Here is a 1,354-nt window from a genome sequence, read left to right as displayed (position 1 = left end):
CGAGGTGCCAAACACTGCCGTCGATATGGACTCTTGGGCAGTATCAGCCTGTTATCCCCGGCGTACCTTTTATCCGTTGAGCGATGGCCCTTCCACTCGGGACCACCGGATCACTATGGCCGTCTTTCGACTCTGCTCGACTTGTCAGTCTTGCAGTCAGGCTGGCTTCTGCCATTGCACTCAACGAGCGATTTCCGACCGCTCTGAGCCAACCTTCGCGCGCCTCCGTTACGCTTTAGGAGGCGACCGCCCCAGTCAAACTACCCGCCACGCAGGGTCCCGGATCCGGATAACGGACCGCGGTTAGACATCAAGAGTGCGAAGGGTGGTATCTCAAGGGAGGCTCCACAGGGACTTGCGTTCCTGCTTCAAAGCCTACCACCTATCCTGCACATCACAATCCTGATGCCAGTGCGAAGCTGTAGTAAAGGTGCACGGGGTCTTTCCGTCTAACCGCGGGAAGCCTGCATCTTGACAGGCAATTCAATTTCGCTGAGTCGATGTTGGAGACAGCGGGGAAGTCGTTACGCCATTCGTGCAGGTCGGAACTTACCCGACAAGGAATTTCGCTACCTTAGGACCGTTATAGTTACGGCCGCCGTTTACCTGGGCTTCAATTCAAGGCTCTCACCTCTCCTTTTAACCTTCAGGCACCGGGCAGGCGTCAGACCCTATACGTCGTCTTGCGACTTCGCAGAGCCCTGTGTTTTTAATAAACAGTCGCCACCCCCTGGTTTGTGCCCCCAGCCCCTAGTTGCCTAGGAACCGGGCCTCCTTCTCGCGAACTTACGGAGGTATTTTGCCGAGTTCCTTCAACATCGTTCTCTCAAGCGCCTTGGTATGCTCTACCAGTCCACCTGTGTCGGTTTAGGGTACGGTCTGATGGAGGGCTATTTCCAGGAACCACTCAGCAGCCCAATCAATCCGATAAGATTGAACTACACCTGTGATCCGTCACATCCTCCTGGCCTAGGAATATTAACCTAGTTCCCATCGCCTACGCCTTTCGGCCTCGGCTTAGGGGCCGGCTTACCCTGCTCAGATTAGCTTTAAGCAGGAACCCTTGGACTTTCGGCGAGAGTGTCTCTCACACTCTTTGTCGCTACTCATGTCATCATTCTCACTAGTGATCTCTCCACCGGATCCCTCACAGGCCGGCTTCATCGAAAAGACTCGATCCTCCAAGGTGCCCCGAAAGACACTAAAGAGGATAAGTCTTATGTCACACTACGCTCTGCTACCATGCCTTACGGCATCCTAAGCTTCGGCTCATGGCTTGAGCCCCGTTACATCTTCGCCGCAGGACAACTTATTTAGACCAGTGAGCTGTTACGCTATCTTTAAAGGATGGCTG

Annotated in this window: 1 rRNA gene (running past one end of the window); it reads right to left on the bottom strand. The window is 54.3% G+C overall.

Annotated features, from left to right (window positions below):
• Window positions 1-1,354: ribosomal RNA gene (locus AC2FNC_RS11895) — 23S ribosomal RNA — on the bottom strand (its annotated part continues 1,092 nt past the right edge of the window); the annotation flags it as partial.

The sequence above is a fragment of the Ruegeria sp. BHSA123 genome (assembly GCF_059613425.1).
Note: the sequence above shows the minus strand (reverse complement) of the source record. Positions and strands in the feature narration are given on the sequence as shown.